At 65.9% G+C, this 14,972-nt stretch carries 16 protein-coding genes; 12 read left to right on the top strand and 4 right to left on the bottom strand.

Annotated features, from left to right (window positions below; translation table 11 throughout):
• Nucleotides 1-202: 202 nt before the first annotated feature.
• The 6 genes from HV773_RS23575 to HV773_RS23550 all read left to right on the top strand — a co-directional run bounded on the left by HV773_RS23575 (nt 203) and on the right by HV773_RS23550 (nt 5,769).
• Nucleotides 203-637, top strand: coding sequence for a hypothetical protein (locus HV773_RS23575; RefSeq protein ID WP_175196950.1), 435 nt, complete (start codon nt 203-205; stop codon nt 635-637).
• Nucleotides 638-1,035: 398 nt separating this feature from the next.
• Nucleotides 1,036-1,746: an NADPH-dependent FMN reductase gene (locus HV773_RS23570; protein ID WP_246282377.1), complete on the top strand. Its 711-nt coding sequence runs from the start codon at nt 1,036-1,038 to the stop codon at nt 1,744-1,746.
• Between the two features lie 359 nt (nt 1,747-2,105).
• Nucleotides 2,106-2,402 carry a transcriptional regulator gene (locus HV773_RS23565; RefSeq protein ID WP_175196948.1) on the top strand — a complete coding sequence of 99 codons (297 nt, stop codon included), beginning with the start codon at nt 2,106-2,108 and terminating at the stop codon, nt 2,400-2,402.
• Between the two features lie 64 nt (nt 2,403-2,466).
• On the top strand, nt 2,467-3,399 hold the full coding sequence (locus HV773_RS23560; protein WP_175196947.1) for a ferritin-like domain-containing protein: 933 nt from the start codon (nt 2,467-2,469) through the stop codon (nt 3,397-3,399).
• A 38-nt stretch (nt 3,400-3,437) separates the two neighbouring features.
• Complete coding sequence (gene iaaH / locus HV773_RS23555; protein WP_175196946.1) at nt 3,438-4,892, top strand: indoleacetamide hydrolase; 1,455 nt, start codon at nt 3,438-3,440, stop codon at nt 4,890-4,892.
• 73 nt (nt 4,893-4,965) lie between these two features.
• Complete coding sequence (locus HV773_RS23550) at nt 4,966-5,769, top strand: transporter substrate-binding domain-containing protein (protein ID WP_035527802.1); 804 nt, start codon at nt 4,966-4,968, stop codon at nt 5,767-5,769.
• 72 nt (nt 5,770-5,841) lie between these two features.
• On the opposite strand, the gene HV773_RS23545 is transcribed toward HV773_RS23550, so the two are convergent.
• Nucleotides 5,842-6,285 (bottom strand): hypothetical protein, encoded by a 444-nt coding sequence (locus HV773_RS23545; RefSeq protein ID WP_175196945.1) that lies wholly within the window; start codon nt 6,283-6,285, stop codon nt 5,842-5,844.
• A gap of 211 nt (nt 6,286-6,496) precedes the next feature.
• Here HV773_RS23545 and HV773_RS23540 point away from each other — a divergent pair, with 211 nt between their 5' ends.
• The 5 genes from HV773_RS23540 to HV773_RS23520 all read left to right on the top strand — a co-directional run bounded on the left by HV773_RS23540 (nt 6,497) and on the right by HV773_RS23520 (nt 10,483).
• A complete protein-coding gene (locus tag HV773_RS23540; RefSeq protein WP_175196944.1) occupies nt 6,497-6,982 on the top strand; it encodes a hypothetical protein in 486 nt (161 codons plus the stop codon).
• 199 nt (nt 6,983-7,181) lie between these two features.
• Entirely contained in the window at nt 7,182-7,439 is a 258-nt protein-coding gene (locus tag HV773_RS23535) for a FeoA family protein (protein WP_175196943.1), read from the top strand.
• Nucleotides 7,436-9,286 carry a ferrous iron transporter B gene (gene feoB, locus HV773_RS23530; protein WP_175196942.1) on the top strand — a complete coding sequence of 617 codons (1,851 nt, stop codon included), beginning with the start codon at nt 7,436-7,438 and terminating at the stop codon, nt 9,284-9,286. Before HV773_RS23535 ends, feoB begins: the two co-directional genes overlap by 4 nt.
• Nucleotides 9,283-9,594, top strand: coding sequence for a DUF6587 family protein (locus HV773_RS23525; RefSeq protein ID WP_175196941.1), 312 nt, complete (start codon nt 9,283-9,285; stop codon nt 9,592-9,594). Before feoB ends, HV773_RS23525 begins: the two co-directional genes overlap by 4 nt.
• A 178-nt stretch (nt 9,595-9,772) precedes the next feature.
• Complete coding sequence (locus tag HV773_RS23520) at nt 9,773-10,483, top strand: CDP-diacylglycerol diphosphatase (protein ID WP_343052376.1); 711 nt, start codon at nt 9,773-9,775, stop codon at nt 10,481-10,483.
• A 16-nt stretch (nt 10,484-10,499) separates the two neighbouring features.
• Here HV773_RS23520 and HV773_RS23515 read toward each other — a convergent pair whose 3' ends face one another.
• Nucleotides 10,500-11,012, bottom strand: a complete 513-nt coding sequence (locus HV773_RS23515) for a MarR family winged helix-turn-helix transcriptional regulator (RefSeq protein ID WP_175196939.1) — start codon at nt 11,010-11,012, stop codon at nt 10,500-10,502.
• A gap of 66 nt (nt 11,013-11,078) precedes the next feature.
• Here HV773_RS23515 and HV773_RS23510 point away from each other — a divergent pair, with 66 nt between their 5' ends.
• On the top strand, nt 11,079-11,552 hold the full coding sequence (locus tag HV773_RS23510) for a carboxymuconolactone decarboxylase family protein (RefSeq protein ID WP_175196938.1): 474 nt from the start codon (nt 11,079-11,081) through the stop codon (nt 11,550-11,552).
• 76 nt (nt 11,553-11,628) lie between these two features.
• Here the strand turns inward: HV773_RS23510 and HV773_RS23505 are convergent, their stop codons facing one another.
• Together HV773_RS23505 and HV773_RS23500 are read right to left on the bottom strand one after the other, a co-directional pair.
• The gene (locus HV773_RS23505) at nt 11,629-12,807 is read right to left on the bottom strand and encodes a DUF4382 domain-containing protein (protein WP_175196937.1); all 1,179 of its coding nucleotides are present in this window, start codon (nt 12,805-12,807) and stop codon (nt 11,629-11,631) included.
• Nucleotides 12,808-12,916: 109 nt separating this feature from the next.
• Nucleotides 12,917-14,935: an acetyl/propionyl/methylcrotonyl-CoA carboxylase subunit alpha gene (locus HV773_RS23500; RefSeq protein WP_175196936.1), complete on the bottom strand. Its 2,019-nt coding sequence runs from the start codon at nt 14,933-14,935 to the stop codon at nt 12,917-12,919.
• Nucleotides 14,936-14,972 lie beyond the last annotated feature (37 nt).

Genomic DNA, 14,972 nt, shown 5'->3' with positions numbered 1-14,972 from the left:
CGCAACCCCCGCGCAACATCCACGCAACATCGGCGCGGGATGGTCCGTCAAACGTTTGCATTCACCTCTGTACGAATGTACAGTGCGTGCAGCCGACCCCCAGCGCCGCCCCGCGTCCCTCCCTCGGGCGGGCACGCCAGCCTCGCACCACGCGAGGCCGATGCGGCAAGGCGGGTCTGCTCACCGATACGGAGATCACGACGTGCGATTCATTTTGACGGGGACCTTGTTGTGCGTCCTCGCATCCACCGCGCTCGCTGGGGAACATTACACCGAGGTCTGGAATCCGCCCGAGGCACGCGTGCCCGGCGCGCATCCGTCCACGCCCGACAAGAAGGCGCACGCGCACCACGGCACGAAGCACAAGCTCGCCAGCGCCGGGCGGCTCGGCACGCGCAAGGTGGCCGAGCCCGCAGTGCGCGCATCGGCGGCTAGCGTGCCGATGCTGCCCAACAACGCTGCGCCCAACGGCTCGAAGTCGAACCGCGACCGCACGCCCTTCATCCCGCCGCAGATCGGTCCCGACGGCAACGTCCTGCAAGTGAGCTATGCCGCGCCCGCACACCGTGGGCAAAGCCCGCTCATGCCCTTGGCCACTGTTCCGGCCACCGCGCCGTCCGCCGCTGGCGCGCGCTGAACGCCGCCGTCCCCAGGCCCGCTAGCAGAGAAAATTCGCAGAAAAAAAAGCCCCGTCACCTTGCGGTGCGGGGCTGAATCCCATGTCAAGGAGATGCTCATGTGCTCTGCATGGAATGGGACTAAGCGCTTTGCATGGGACCGGAGTAAGCGCTAAAGCACTAACTCCGGTCGACAGCTAAAGCGCCAAGTCCCATCGACAGGAGACGGTTTCATCGTAACCGTCGCTCTTGAGTCGGGCCAACCATTGCTTTCAGCTATGCATATGGCGGGCGGGATGCACAGCCAACCCACCCCGTGGGCATATCCTTAGAAAAAAAAGTCGTTTCGCGCAGCGCGGCGTGCTCACTAAGATGGCGTTTTGGGCCTCGACCCGGCCATGAATCCCAGGAGTACCCCTTGAGCATCACCGATTCCAGACACCGCCCGCTCGTCGTCGGCATTGGCGGCACGACGCGCGAAGCGTCGTCGACCGAGCGCGCGCTCGCCTTCGCGCTGCGCGGCGCGGAGCAGGCCGGCGCACGCACGCGGTTGTTCGGCGGCACCTTCCTGCACAGCCTGCCCCATTACGCACCCGAAAACGCCACGCTCACCGACGCCCAGCGCGAGCTGATCGAAGCCGTGCGCGCGGCGGACGCCGTCATCATCGCCACGCCCGGCTATCACGGCGGCGTCTCCGGCCTCGTGAAGAACGCGCTCGACACGCTCGAGGAACTTCGCGCCGATGCGCGCCCGTATCTCGACGGCCGCGCCGTGGGCTGCATCGTGGCCGCCTATGGCTGGCAGGCCACCGGCTCGGTGCTCACTTCGCTGCGCTCGATCGTGCACGCGCTGCGCGGCTGGCCGACGCCGTTCGGCGCTGGCATCAACACGCTGGAGACGCGCTTCGACAGCGCGCATCAATGCTCGGACGAGAAAGTGGTCGATCAACTTTTCACGGTCGGCCAGCAAGCCGCGCAGTTCGCGCTCGCTTTCGGGCTTGGATCCGGGCTTGGATCCGGGCTTGCGTCCGATAAGCAGCACGCGGCCTCGCAGGCCGGCGCCGCGCTCGCGATTGCGGCGGGTGCCGGCGCGGCCCGCAATGAGGACCACCTGAGCGTCGCGGTTTAGTTCGTCGCCGTCGCCGGCGCGCCATGCGCGCGCCGCGGCGCCCTCTGCACGAGCCCCGATCCGCCCGTATTTCCCCACGCTGCGCGCTTTGCGCGCTGGCGCACACAGGCATGCGCGTTGCGTCATCCAGCCCACAGACGCCCCGCGCCACGCGAGCCACATTGAAGGCAAACCGTAATCTCGCCTCATCCGGATCATTCTGCTGACCGTACCCGGCCACCCGTGATTAGCTTGCGACGAATGATTGGTTCCAAGCGCGCATCGTAGCCCCTACGCTTCCCCCGTACCGGCATACGAGCAACGAGGCGCCCATGCGTAACACGCACCCAGGCAGGACGTACCAGCAGGATCCACAAGCCATGAACGCACCTATCCGTTACAAAGGCTACGAAGTCGCACCGAGCGCCCAGCGGCTTCCCAACGGCCTGTACGCCGCCAATCTCACGATCGGCCCGCTTGCAGCCACTCAAACGTCCTCGCAGGCCGCGACCGCGTCCGGCGCAAGTACAGCGACTCCCGCGCGCACGACGGACACGCTGCGCTGCGTGCTCGTCTCGTTCGACGCGCTCGACTATTTTTTCGACGAACGCCACGCACTCGCCTACGCATGCCGCTGGGCGCGCATGTGGATCGACGAACGGCGGCGCTGCGCGTGAGGTCTTCCCATCCCTTACAGATATGACAGAATAGGAGTCAAATCACCGTCATCCGATAAGCTCAATGTCCGACACCCTGACGCATTCAGCTGAAGGCGCAAGCGACGAAGACAGCGCCTTCGCCGCCCAGGATGCCGCGCTGCGGCACTGGACTCATGCCACGCCAGGGCCGATCCGGATCGGATCGAAAGAGCACCGGAAGATGTTCTGCCGGATGCTGCTGGACACGCACGATCCCTATCGCCCGGCCGTGCTCGACTGGCCGAAGCTCGAGCCCGACGCGCTGCGGCGGCTGACTTCGCTGCCGGTCTGGGACATTGCGGTGCAGACCGAAGGCCGTGCGTCGATCCGCGTGAAAACCTACGCGGCCACCGTGAGCGATCCGCTCCTGCGCGCCGCCATCGAAATGGACGGCGACGAGGAAGCGCGCCACAAGGTCGTGCTCTCGCATCTCGTCGAGGCCTACGGCATCACCCTCGCGCCCGAACCCCATTACCCACCGCCGCAAGACCCCGAATGGGCGTGGATGTTCACGGGCTACAGCGAATGCATCGACAGCTTCTTTGCGTTCGGCCTGTTCCGCTCGGCGCAGCGCTCGGGATTTTTCCCTGCGGCGCTCGTCGAAACCTTCGAACCCGTGATTCAGGAAGAAGCGCGCCACATCCTCTTTTTCGTGAACTGGGTGGCGTGGTATCGCAAGAATCTGCCCTGGTGGCGCCGGCCCTGGCACTCGCTGAAAGTCGCGGCAATCTGGATCAAACTGGTGTGGGACCGCGTGGCGATTGCGCGCGGCATCGATGCCGAAGGCGTTGCGCACGACTCGAACTTCCTGCCCGCCAACCGCGAAGTGCTGGGCGACTCGCTCAAGCTGCGCGAGATGATCGAACTGTGTCTGCGCGAAGACCAGCAGCGCATGAGCGGCTACGATTCGCGGCTCTTGCGCCCGACCCTCGTTCCCGCGCTCGCCCGCCTTGCGCTGCGCTTCATGAAGCCATAGCGGGCGCCGCCAACACGGCCGCACGCGGAGGAAACCGCATGACCTGGACTGTCGACCAGCAACTGGAACTGAGCGCGACGCAAGCGGTTGCTGCCATTCGCGAAGGGCGGATCAAGGCCACCGACTACGTCGCCACCTTGCTCGCGCGTGCCCAGGCGCTGGAAAACCTCAATGCGCTCACAACGCTCGACGTGGAAGGCGCGCTCGCCGCCGCGCAACGCATCGATGCGCTCGGCCCGAATGAGCGCACGCATCTGCCGCTGGCCGGGCTGCCCGTGGTCGTGAAGGACAACATCAACACGCGCGGCCTGCAAACCTCGGCGGGCACGCCCGCGCTCGAAGGCTTCATGCCCGCGCGCCACGCGCCCTCGGTGCAGCGGCTCGTGGACGCGGGCGCGGTTCTGCTCGGCAAGGCCAACATGCACGAGCTCGCGTTCGGCATCACCAGCACCAATCTCGCACCGCATGCGGGCCCCGTGCGCAATCCCTGGGATCCCGAACGAATCCCCGGCGGCTCGTCGGGCGGCACGGCCGCCGCCATTGCGGCGCGCATCGTGCCGGCCGGGCTTGGCACCGATACCGGCGGCTCCACGCGCATTCCCGCCGCGCTGTGCGGCATCGTCGGCTTGCGCCCGAGCGTGGGCGACGGCGGCACGCAGCGCCGCTACCACGACCCGCACGCCGTCGTGCCGATCAGCCACACGCGCGACACCGTGGGGCCGATGGCGCGCACCGTCGCCGATATCGCGCTCATCGACGGCGTGATCACCGGGCATGGCCCGCTCGCCCAAGCCGCCGTGACAAACCTGCGCGTGGGTTTGCCCGCGCCGTTCTGGTCGGGTCTGGAAGCCGCCACCGAGCGCGTGGCGCGCGCGGCGCTCGCAAAACTCGAAGCGGCCGGCGTGACGCTCGTGCCCGTGGAAATGAGCGAAATTTTCGCGCTCAACGACCGCGTGAGCATGGCCATCGCGCTGCACGAACCGATCGAGGACTTGCAGGCGTGGCTCGACGCGAACCATACGGGTGCGCGGACCGTCAGGGATGTGGCGGCGCGCATCGCGAGCCCGGACGTGCGCGCGGCCTACGACGCGATCCTCGCCGACGCGCGTGGCGGCGACTACCCCACGGCGATGACGCTCTGGCGTCCGCGTCTGCAGCAGCTCTATGCGCAGACCTTCGCCGCCAGCGGCCTCGACGCGCTGCTGTTTCCGACGACGCGGCTCGCGGCGGTGCGCATCGACGGGGTGAGGGGATCGTCGAGCGTGTCGATCGACGGCGGTGCGCCCATCGACGAACTGGAAGCGTATTTGCGCAATACCGATCCCGCGAGCAACGCGGGCATTCCGGGCCTCGCGCTGCCGGCGGGGCTCACCGATGCGCGCCTCCCAGTCGGCCTCGAACTCGACGGCCCGACCGGCAGCGACCGCCGGCTGCTCGCCATCGGGCTCGCCTTCGAAGAGATTTTGGGAACGCTGCCAGCACCGGAAATTTGACGCGGTAATATGCCTTCGCGCGGTATCGCGCACTCCACCGCAGTCCTCTATTCGAAGAAACAGGAGACGTGCCATGAAGCTATCGAAGCTCCTCCTTACCAGCGTGCTTGCCGCATCGGCTTTTGGCCTCACGGCCGTTGCCGCCCATGCGGAAGACCTGCTGGACAGCGTCAAACAAGCCGGCGTGCTCAAGATCGGCCTCGAAGGCACCTATCCTCCGTTCGACTCCCGGGACAGCAAGGGTGAGCTCGTGGGCTTCGACGTCGACGTCGCGAAAGCCGTGGCGGCCAAGCTCGGCGTGAAGCCGGAATTCATTCCGACCGAATGGAGCGGCATTATCGCGGCGCTGCAGGCCGGGAAGTTCGACGTGATCGTCAATCAGGTGACCATCACGCCGCAACGCCAGCAGGCGCTCGATTTCAGCCAGCCTTATACGTATTCCGCCGCGCAGCTGATCCAGCGCGCCGATGACAAGCGCGAATTCAAGTCGCTCGACGAGTTCAAGGGCGACAAGAAACTCGGCGTCACGCTCGGCACGAACTACGACCAGATGGCGCGCGCCGTGCAGGGCATCAACGTGCAGACCTATCCGGGCGCGCCGGAGAAACTGCGCGACCTGGCCGCGAAGCGCATCGACGCCACCATCGACGACCGTTTGATGCTGCCGTACATCATCAAGACTTCACAGTTGCCGCTGCGCCCGGGCGCGGTGCTCAAGGGCGCCAATCAGGACATGGGCATCCCATTCCGCAAGGGCAATCCGAAGTTCGAGAAAGCGCTCAACGACGCGCTCACTTCGCTGAAGCAAGACGGCACGCTCAAGAAGATTTCGGAGCACTGGTTTGGCTCCGACGTCACGGTGCCGGTCGCACAGTGACGGCTTGAGTGGCTGACCCGCGCGCGCCGCGCCCAAACCGCAAGACAGCGGCGACGGTGCGCGCGTGATCGATCAGTGGTACGTCGTCTTCGTCGATTGCAGCTTTGTCAACGTGCCGTTCTTGAGCCGGAACCAGCCTTCCGGGCTCTGCATCACGGCTTCGTCGGGCTGCCAGAACACGCGCTTGACCGTCATGCGCACGTTCGCGCGCTGCACGAGCGGCGGATTGCGGCGCAGGTCGTACACCACCGGACCGTAAGCCGTCTGCACGAGCGTGCGCGTGATCGTGCCGTTCTCGCCGCCAACCTCGTCGAAATGCATGAGCGTCTTGGCGTCGAAGCGATCGAATTTTTCCCTGTTGAGCATCGCCACAAAATCGCGATCGTCGCGCACGAATTGCAGCTCGCCCGACGGTGTGGCGAGTGGCCCGGACGCATTGCTTTGCGCGTGCGCGCCCGTGACGAGCGAGGCGGTGGCGAGGGCGGCCGCGAGCGCGGCGAGTAGCAGTCGTTTCATTTTGATTTCCAGATTGAGCAGCGGCGCCACCGACGGCGCCTGACTCATGAAGATTCCCGCGCAGCATTCTCGCCAATTTCGGGCATTACGTCGACTCATCCGGGCGTGCCGGGCGCTGCGCGTTCAGGGACGATTTGCGCGTGCGGAAAACCTTGTCATGGGAAAATCGTTGCGCTTCAGGAGCCACGATTCAACCATAAGGAAAAGTCTCATGATCGCTTCCAAAGTGCTGATCGCCGGTCTTGCATTCGCATCAATCGGCGTACAGGTCGCCCATGCACAGAGCACCACGGCGCTACTCTGCCAGGGATCGGGCACGGTGCTGGACTCGCAAGTTTCGAACGGCATGGTGTACGACGAGAAGACGCACAGCTATACGAAGAGCACGAGCAGTTCGACGACCTCGCATCGGCCATTCAGCGGCGCGGTGAACGTCGAGATAGCCGGCGGCAGCGTAAGAATGAAGCTGCCGCACGATCTCGTGCCGAAGCTCAACAGCGCGCAGGAGGGCTGGTTCGCGCTCGAGAACGCGTTCGTCGGCGACCGGGAAATAACTGGCATCCTGCACTTGAACGCGCTCAACAAGCCCAAGGTCCGCATCGACCGCATGACCGGCCAGCTTACGCTGGCGAGCGGATTCGAGGACTTTAGCGGCAGTTGCGCCAAGGTCGATTCGACTTCCGGCCCGAAGTTCTGAACGTGCTGAAGACGCGCTGGAGGCCGGGGCGCTTCGATGCGGCATATCGGCACACTAAGCCGTCCGCTCCCCGCCCGGGCGCCCGATCCCCAGCCAGCGCGCCTTTCGCGTCGATAGCAGCCTGTCCGGCTGCGCACCCAAGCCTCCGCATCGCCGTTACAATGAGAACCGTTCTCATTTCAAGACGACAGAATTCCCCATGCGGTTGACCGATCTGCCCAAGAATGCCAGTGCCTGGGTCGAGGACGTCGAGGACGTCTCGGCGCACGACCCGATCGCCCAGCGTCTGCGCGACCTCGGCTTCGTCTCCGGCGAGCCCGTGCGCGTGGTGGCGCGCGCGCCATGGGGCGCCGACCCGCTGCTCGTGCAGATCGGCTCGACGCGCTTCGCGCTGCGCCGCGCGGAGGCACAGCGCGTGAGCGTGAGCCTGAACGCCGGCACGGGAGCCGCCGCATGAGCCAGGCACCGCTGCGCATCGCCCTCGTCGGCAATCCCAATTGCGGCAAGACCGCGCTCTTCAATCTGCTCACGGGCGCGCGCCAGAAGGTGGCGAACTACGCGGGCGTGACTGTCGAGCGCAAGGAAGGCCGCTTCGCCACGCCAGGCGGGCGCCATATCCAGGTGCTCGACCTGCCCGGCGCCTACAGTTTCGAATCGACCAGCCCCGACGAGTGCGTCACCCGCGACGTGCTGCTCGGCCGCTATCCGGGCGAGGCCGCGCCCGACCTGATCGTCTGCGTGGCCGACGCCACCAACCTGCGCCTGCATCTGCGCTTCGTGCTCGAAGTCAAGCACATGGGCCGTCCGGTCGTGCTGGCGCTCAACATGATGGACGCCGCGCGACGCCGTGGCGTAGTGGTCGATGTCGCCGCGCTTTCGCGCGAACTCGGCATGCCCGTGGTCGAAACCGTAGCCGTACGGCGCGGCGGCGCGCACGGACTTATCGATCTAATAGAGCGCGTGGGCAACGATGCTGTGCCCGCATCACACGAAGGCAGCACGAACGACGGCGACGCCGATGCGCACGCCACGGTGCGGCGCATTCTTGCCGCTACCGTGACCATGCCGCGCGCCACCGATGCGCGCGACGATGCCATCGACCGCTTCGCCCTGCATCCGGTGTTCGGCCCGCTGATTCTCGCGGCGGTGATGTTCCTGGTGTTCCAGGCCGTCTATTCGCTCGGCAAGCCGCTCACCGACGCCATCGGCGACGGCTTTGGCTGGCTTGGCGGCGTGGTGGGCGCGGCGCTGCCCGACGGCCCGCTGCGCAGCCTCGTCACCGATGCGCTGTTCGGCGGCGTGGGCACGGTGCTCGGCTTTTTGCCCGAGATTCTCGTGCTGTTCTTCTTCATCCTCGTGCTGGAGGAGTCGGGTTACCTGCCGCGCGCGGCCTTCCTGCTCGACCGCATGATGGTCTCCGTGGGCCTGACGGGCCGCTCGTTCATTCCACTACTCTCGAGCTTCGCGTGCGCGATTCCGGGCGTGATGGGCACGCGCAGCATCTCCGATCCGCGCGACCGGCTCGCCACGATACTCGTTGCGCCGCTCATGACGTGCTCGGCGCGGCTGCCCGTCTACGCGCTCCTGATCGGCGCATTCATTCCGCACCGGCTGATCCTCGGCGTGTTCAACCTGCAAGGGCTCGTGCTGTTCGCGCTGTATGTGGCTGGCATCGCGGGCGCGATGGCGGTGGGCTGGGTCATGAAGAAAATGCGCCGCGATCACGGCGAACATGCGCTGCTGATGGAGTTGCCCTCGTACCGCCTGCCGCGCGCGCGCGACATCGCCATCGGCTTGTGGGAGCGCGGCTCGATCTTTTTGAAGCGCCTGACCGGCATCATCCTCGCGCTGACCGTGCTGATGTGGTTCATCTCCACGTTCCCCTCGCCGCCCGATGGCGCGACGCAACCGGCCATCGACTACACGATCGCGGGCTATCTGGGCCGCGCGCTGCAATGGCCGTTCGCGCCGCTCGGCTTCAACTGGCAGATGAGCCTCGCGCTCATCCCCGCGTTCGCCGCGCGCGAAACGGCGGTGGCCGCGCTGGCGACGGTCTACTCGGTGGCGAGCGGCGACGGCGACATTGCCGCGCTCGGCCACACGCTCGCGCAAAACTTTTCCGTGGCCAGCGCGCTGTCGCTGATGGTGTGGTTCGCGTTCGCGCCGCAATGCATGTCGACGCTCGCCGTGATCCGCCGCGAGACGCGTTCGTGGCGCGCCGCGGCGATCTCGTTCAGCTATATGTTCGTGGTGGCCTACGCGGCCTCATTCATCACGTACCAGATCGCGAGCCGCTTCCTATGAGCACGAGTCTCGTTGTCCAATATGCGGTTATCGCGCTGCTGGTGGCGGCGAGCCTCTGGACCGCGCTGCGCAAGCTCGCGCCGAAAACGAGCACGCGCTGGCAAGCCGCCGCCGCGGCGGTGCTGCTGCGGCCGCAACGCGGCGCCTTCGCGCAACGCATGGGGCGCTTCGTGCAACCCAAAGGCGCCACCGGCAATTGCGGCGATGGCTGCGATACGTGCGGAACCTGCGGGCCCGCCGATGCAACCCTGAGCGCCGGCGCGGCATCGCGCGAGCAACCCGTCACGTTTCATCCGCGCCGTAAATAAACACGCCACATTGCATCGGCTACACTCGCGGCAGCAAGGCGAGCCCGCGCGAGCGCATCGCGCGGCCCATTTCCGATTTGCCCGACATCTCTGTTTAGCGCCGATGCCTCACGTTTCCTTTGCTGTCGCCTCCGCGCGTGCTGCGCGTTTCGCTTCGTTGGCTGCCGCATTGGCCGCCGTGTTGTTCGCCACTAGTTGCGCGCGTCTTTCGACGCTCGACTCAAGCGGACTCTGGAAGGTCGTCGGCGAACAATGTGTGCCGAATGCGCGCGACAAAGGCGATCCCGGCCCCTGCACGAGCGTCGATTTCCAGAAGCGCTATGCCGTGCTCAAAGACATCAACGGACGCGCGCAATATCTGCTGATACCGACCGACCGCGTGACGGGCATCGAAACCCCCGAGATTCTCTATGGCGGCTCGCCCGAATACTGGGTTGGCGCGTGGTCCGCGGGACGTTACGTGGACGCCAGGCTGAAGGCGACGCTCGCGCCCACTCAACTCGGCCTCGAAATCAATTCGTCGCAGCGGCGCTCGCAGAACCAGTTGCATATCCACGTCGATTGCATGCGCAACGATATTGCCGACGCGCTCGCGCCGTATCGCCACGACGCGCCCGGCACGTGGCGCTGGACGACGCTGGACGGCAAGCGCTATCGCGTTACGCGCGTGATGAGCCTCGCCGATCAAGGCAATCCGTTCCGCGTGGTCGAGCGCGATCTGGGGCCGAAGCAAAGCATGGCGGTGCAGACGATCCTCGTGACCGGCGCCGGCGCCGACACCGCGCGCGACGGCTGGCTCGTCGTCAATAGCGGGCTGGACGTGGAAGGCGGCACAGGCACCGCTGAAGGGCTGCTCGATCATTCCTGCGCGCTCGCTCGCGCGCAATAAGACGGCGCGCAGAGGCCTACGCCGCTTCGTCTTCGCGCGCCAGTCGCGCCAACCAGCGGCGGATCACCTGCTCTTCTTCCTGCGTGAAGCCTTCGGTCATCTGCGCTTCGAGCTTTTTCACACGCGAGCGACACTGCTTGAGCAAGGCCTCGCCCGCACCCGTCACCTCGATCTGCTGAATGCGGCCGTGCACCGGATGCGGCCTGCGCTCGATCGCGCCGGCGCGTTCGAGATTCGCGACGATCACACTGACCGTTTGCGGCGTAAGCACCGCGAGCCGCGCGAGATCGGCGCCCGAAACGCCGGGATAAGCCGCAAGCATGGTCAACACCACGAATTGCGGCGGCGTGATGCCGAGATCGGCCAGCGCGCGCTCCATCCGCAGGCGCTGCGCCGCGCCGGCCTGGCGCAGCAGATAGCCCATGTGACCAGCCTCGCCACGCTTGCCTTCACCGGGGGCGGGAATAGGCGCGTTGCGCTCGCCAGGGTTCCTGGTCACGGGATTCGCGGATTTCACGGTCTTGCGCATAATGTCAGAGTTCGAATATGATGTTCGTGCTCTGATATTATCCTGCAACCGACGCGAGGTCCAGTCATGTCCAGCCCGTCCTCCCGCATCAGCTACGAAGCCTTTCGGCGCGACGCCGCCCAGGTGGCCAGCGCGCTTTCGGCCATGAGCAAGGCCGTCGACGATTCGGGGCTCGAAAAGCCGCTCACCGAATTGCTGAAAATCCGCGCGTCGCAAATCAATGGCTGCGCGTTCTGCATTCAGTTCCATCTGAATATCGCGCGTGAGAAGAACATTCCGCGTGCGAAGCTCGATCTGGTGGCGGCGTGGCATGAGGCGCCCGCGCTTTATAGCGAGCGCGAGCAAGCCGCGCTGGCCTATACGGAAGCGCTCAGGTCGAAGCTGCATGAAGGCGTAAGCGATGCGCTGTACCGGAAGGTGGCAGAGCAGTTTCCCGGAGAGCAGATGGCGTTCTTGACGGCCGCCATCGCCAATATCAACGCATGGAACCGGATTGCGGTGGCGTTGCAGTTTGCGCCGCCGGTGAAGGATGAGGCGTAAAGGTCCATCTCGCCCCCGCAGCAAAAAGAAAGGGCCGCAAGCGGCCCTTTCCAATTACACCGATTGATCCGTTACATCAGAACGAGAAGTTGACACCCGTCGGGTTGGTCGCCGCGTTGACGTTCGCCGACTGCACCGCGCCAGACGCCGCATCGGCTTCGATCGTGTACAGCCCCGCAACCGTCGATGCCGCCGTAAGCGAGATCGGCAGGGCATTCGAGTAAGTGCCGGCGAACGGCGCGCCCGTCGGCAGCGACAGCGCGTAGTTGCCGGTATCCCCGTTAGCATTGATGGCCGCAATCTCGTAAGGACTCCCGCCGATCACCTGCAGCGCGCGCACGAGTGCTTGCGCGGAGGGCGTCGCGTTGCCACTCACGCTGCCCATCGGCGATGCGGGCAGCGTGAGTGGCGCGGCCGACGTCGACACGGGCGTGTCCGCGTTCACCACCACGGGCACCGAGCGGACAATACCCGACGCAAAATTGTTCTCCACGATCACGACATCGTAGTTGCCCTGCGTCGAGCTCTGCACGAGCGGCGACAGCACGAACTTGCCGGTGCTGTCCGCAACCGTGCCCTTGACGACCTGGCCGTTCTGCTCCGCGTACACGATCGCGCCCGCCTCGGCCTGCGCGACGTAGCCCGAGATCGAACCGCTCACGACGGTCGGCGTCGCGGTCACGACCGGCTTCAGCTGATAGCCGCCGTTGCCCTTCTGCACGATCGACTTGCACGCGTTGAAGTCGAGGATGAGATCGACGAGCGTGTTCGGCTGCACCGTGAACGGCGTGATGATCTTGTAGCCGCTTTGGGTCGCGCTCGGCGTCGCGAGCGGCTGCTCGGCGCCGCCCGTCGGCACGACCGAGTTCGACAGCGTGTTGCCCGTATTCGACGCCAACACGAGGCGGACTTGCTGATATTGGCCGGCCGGCAGCGCAGTCTGGCCGAGATCCGCCAGCGTGCCATTGGTCAGCGACAGCAGGTCGATTTTCTGCGGCGTCGCCAGCGAAATCGTCGACCAGCCGGCATCGTTGTCGCCTGCGTTCGCACTCGCGTTTACGCGAACCTGCGAGACCGTGACGTAGACGTGATCGAAGCCGCATGACGGCGCGTCGGTCATGGCAACGTTCAGCGTGCCGGTCTGGGCGGCGCTGGTCGCGCCGCTACCGCCATCGCCGCCGCCACCACCGCCGCACCCTGCCAGCACGAGGGGAAACAGGCCCGTCAGGGCCAAAGCCTTCCAGGTTACGTTCATGATGCTTCGCCTCCCTCGTGTTGTTAGTGCGCGAAGCATAGCTTTTTGCCCGATTATCGTTCGGGCAATTTTGAAACCGATCGTAACAATCCAGTCGTCAGGCCGATCGTCACTCGGCTTCGAGCACCAGCAGTTGAGCGCCATCGGCAACCTGGTCGCCCACGGCATAAAGCACCTCCGTCACCTTGCCCGCCGCAGGCGCGCCGATCGTGTGCTCCATCTTCATCGCCTCCATCACGATGAGCGGCGTGCCCTTCTCCACCACCGCGCCCGGCTCCACGAGCACGGCAATCACCTTGCCCGGCATCGGCGCCGTGAGGCGACCCTCGCCGTGCTCCGCATCGGCTGCGTGCGCGAGCAAGTTCTGCCATTCGAACGCCATGCTCGCGCCGAGGCAAAACACGTGGAACACGTCGCCGTCGATAAACACGCGGCCCGTCACGCGATTGTTGCCGATGGTCGCGCCGTATTCGTTCGCGCCTTCACCACGCCACCACGTGTAGTGTTCCGCGCTGCCCGCGCATGCAAGCGTCTGCGCGCCACCGTCATGCGTGAACGTCGTCGACAAGGCCGTGTCGCTTTCGATATCGCGCCATCCGATGGTCTGCTCGAAGCCGCCATTCAACCGCCAATGCGCGAGCCCCTGCCACGGTGATGCTCCCTGTCCCAAGCCGCCTTCGCGCGCGATCAGCGCCGCGCTGGCCAGCGCGAGCGACTCGCGCAACGGCTTCGATTGCGGTGCGAACAGCGCATCGTGATGACGCTCGATCAGGCCCGTGTCGAGATCGGCGTTCGCGAACGGCTCGCTGGTCACGAGCCGATCCAGGAACTCCACGTTCGTGTGCGGGCCAACAACCTCGCACGCTTCCAGCGCACGCCGCATGCGCGCGAGTGCTTCGTCACGCGTCGCGCCATGCACGATGAGCTTGGCGATCATCGGGTCGTAGAACGGCGTAATGGTGTCGCCCTCGCGCACGCCGCTGTCGATGCGCACGCTCGCGCGTTCGCCGCCATCGCCACCATTGCCGATGCTGAATTCGACGCCCGCTGGCATGCGCAGATGCTTGAGCGTACCCGTCGAAGGCAGGAAGCCGCGCGCCGGGTTCTCGGCATAGATGCGCGCTTCCAGCGCGTGCCCAGTCACCGTGAGTTGCGACTGTTCGAGCGGCAGCGGGTCGCCCGACGCGACGCGCAACTGCCATTCGACGAGATCGAGGCCCGTGACCATTTCCGTCACCGGGTGTTCGACCTGCAAGCGTGTATTCATCTCCATGAAGTAGAAGTCCGCGCCCGTCATGATGAACTCGACGGTGCCCGCGCCCACGTAGTTCACCGCGCGCGCCGCCGCCACCGCGGCTTCGCCCATCGCGCGCCGCACGCGCTCGTCGAGACCCGGCGCGGGCGCTTCTTCAAGCACCTTCTGGTGACGGCGCTGCACCGAGCAATCGCGGTCGAACAGATACACCGCGCCGCCGTGCTTATCCGCGAACACTTGCACTTCGACGTGGCGCGGGCGCATGAGGTATTTCTCGATCAGCACGCGGTCGTTGCCAAAGCTGCTCGCGGCCTCGCGCTTGCACGACGCGAGCGCGGCCGCGAAGTCCTCGCTGCGCTCGACCACGCGCATGCCCTTGCCGCCGCCGCCCGCGCTGGCCTTGAGCAGCACGGGATAGCCCATCGCATCGGCTTCGCGCTGGAGCAGCACGGGATCCTGATCGTCGCCGTGGTAGCCCGGCACGAGCGGCACCGCCGCTGCGTGCATGAGCGCCTTGGCGGCGGCCTTCGAGCCCATCGCGGCAATTGCCTCGACCGGCGGTCCGATAAAGACGATGCCGGCCGCTTCGCACGCGTGCCCGAAATCTTCGTTTTCCGAAAGAAATCCGTAGCCGGGGTGAATGGCCTGCGCGCCGGTCGCCTTCGCGGCCTCGATGATGCGCTCGATGCGCAGATAGCTTTGCTGCGCGCTCGCCTCGCCGATATACACAGCCTCGTCGCACGCGGCAACGTGCTTGGCGTTCGCATCGGCGTCCGAATAAACGGCCACGCTCTTCACGCCGAGGCGGCGGCAGGTGGCCGCGACGCGGCAGGCAATCTCGCCCCGGTTGGCGATCAGGATCTTGTTGAACATGAGAGGTCTCGCTGTTTGGCTCGGGTTCGCCGGTCGA

Source organism: Paraburkholderia caffeinitolerans (assembly GCF_902859945.1).
GTDB classification, from domain to species: domain Bacteria; phylum Pseudomonadota; class Gammaproteobacteria; order Burkholderiales; family Burkholderiaceae; genus Paraburkholderia; species Paraburkholderia caffeinitolerans.
Note: the sequence above shows the minus strand (reverse complement) of the source record. Positions and strands in the feature narration are given on the sequence as shown.